Genomic DNA, 1,556 nt, shown 5'->3' on the forward strand with positions numbered 1-1,556 from the left:
TTGCTTAGGTTCGGTCGCCCACTGTAGCGGCAATCCCGCGCGCCCCCGGCGGCGGCGTCTTGGGCCGGTAGTCGCAGTACCGGATCACCGCGCATTCCCAGCAGCGCGGCGTGCGGGCCACGCAGACATAGCGGCCGTGCAGGACCAGCCAGTGGTGGGCGTCGGCAAGGTATTGCCTGGGCACGCGCTTCATCAGCCGCATCTCCACTTCGTAGGGGTCCGCGCCCGGCGCCAGGCCGGTGCGGTTGCCGACGCGGAAGATATGCGTGTCCACCGCCAGCGTTTCCTCGCCGAAGGCCACGTTCAGCACCACGTTGGCGGTCTTGCGGCCGACGCCGGGAAGAGATTCGAGGTCGGCCCGGGTGCGCGGCACGACGCCGCCGTGCTGCTCCACCAGGATGCGGCAGGTTTCGATCAGGTGTTTGGCCTTCATGCGGTACAGGCCGATGGTCTTGATGTGGCCTTCCAGGCGCTCGACGCCGAGCTCCAACATCGCCTTGGGCGTGCCCGCGATCGGAAACAGCTTGCGCGTTGCCTTGTTGACGCCGACATCGGTGGCCTGCGCCGACAGCAGCACAGCCGCCAGCAGCTCGAACACGGTCGTGAATTCCAGCTCCGTCATCGGCAACGGGTTGGCTGCCTTCAACGTGGCGAAGAAGGGCGAGACGTTTTCTTGTTTCACGCCGGGCAGTGTAGGGCGCCAAGGATGAGGCGCGTTTGTCGCGCGGCGGATCTAGCCTCAAAATGCGGGCAATGAATCAGCTTCCCATTGGCGGCGGCCAGCTTGAATACGAAGTGATCGACCTCACTCCGCCCTGGCAGGTCGATCCTCCCACCGTTGTCTTTCACCATGGAATCGGCGCCGACATGGGCATCTGGTCCGCGTGGCTGCCGCTGCTCAGCGCCTCTTTCCGGCTGGTGCGCTTCAGCATGCGCGGGTTTGGGGATTCGACGCTGCCGTCGCCTGAGTTCGACTGGTCGCTCGATTCCTTCTCCAGCGATTTGATCGCAGTGGCGGACGCCACCCGGACGCGGAAATTTCATCTGATCGCCGAATCGTTCGGCGGCACGATTGCATTGAACACAGCGCTGCAGCAATCGGCGCGAGTGCAGAGCCTGACCTTGCTGTCCACCCCCCACCGCGGCGCGTCGGTCAAGCCGGTGGCGGGCTGGCCCGAGCTTGCCGCCAGCCCGCAAGGCATGCGGCAATGGAACGACCAGATGTTGGCCGGCCGTTTTGGTGAGGGTGACCTGTCGCCCGCCGCGCTGGACTGGTTCCGGCAGGTGCAGGAACGGACCGATCCGATCCTGCTGCGCAGGATCGCGCAGCTCATCTCCGGGATCGACCTGACGCCGCAGTTGCCGCGGCTGGAAACGCCGGTGCTGTTGATTTCGGGCGATGGCAGCCCCTACGTCGGCGTGGAACAGGTCGCGGCGCTGCACAAGCTGTTGCGCGCCAGCCAGGTCTATATTCTTCCCAACGCGCGGCACGGCATTGCGTTCTCGCATGCCGCGCAGTGCGCCCAGGCTTTCCTCACGTTCGCCGCCGCGCAAAG

Annotated in this window: 2 protein-coding genes; one reads left to right on the forward strand and one right to left on the reverse strand. The window is 65.7% G+C overall.

Annotated features, from left to right (window positions below; translation table 11 throughout):
• Positions 1-4 precede the first annotated feature (4 nt).
• Positions 5-682, reverse strand: a complete 678-nt coding sequence (gene nth, locus RMN86_RS02195; protein ID WP_309604188.1) for an endonuclease III — start codon at positions 680-682, stop codon at positions 5-7.
• Positions 683-753: 71 nt separating this feature from the next.
• On the opposite strand from nth, the gene RMN86_RS02200 reads away from it, so the two are divergent.
• A partial coding sequence (locus tag RMN86_RS02200) for an alpha/beta hydrolase (RefSeq protein ID WP_309604189.1) occupies positions 754-1,556 on the forward strand: 803 nt, incomplete at its 3' end.

The organism is Phenylobacterium sp., assembly GCF_031360265.1.
In the GTDB taxonomy this organism is placed as follows: Bacteria; Pseudomonadota; Alphaproteobacteria; order Caulobacterales; family Caulobacteraceae; genus Phenylobacterium.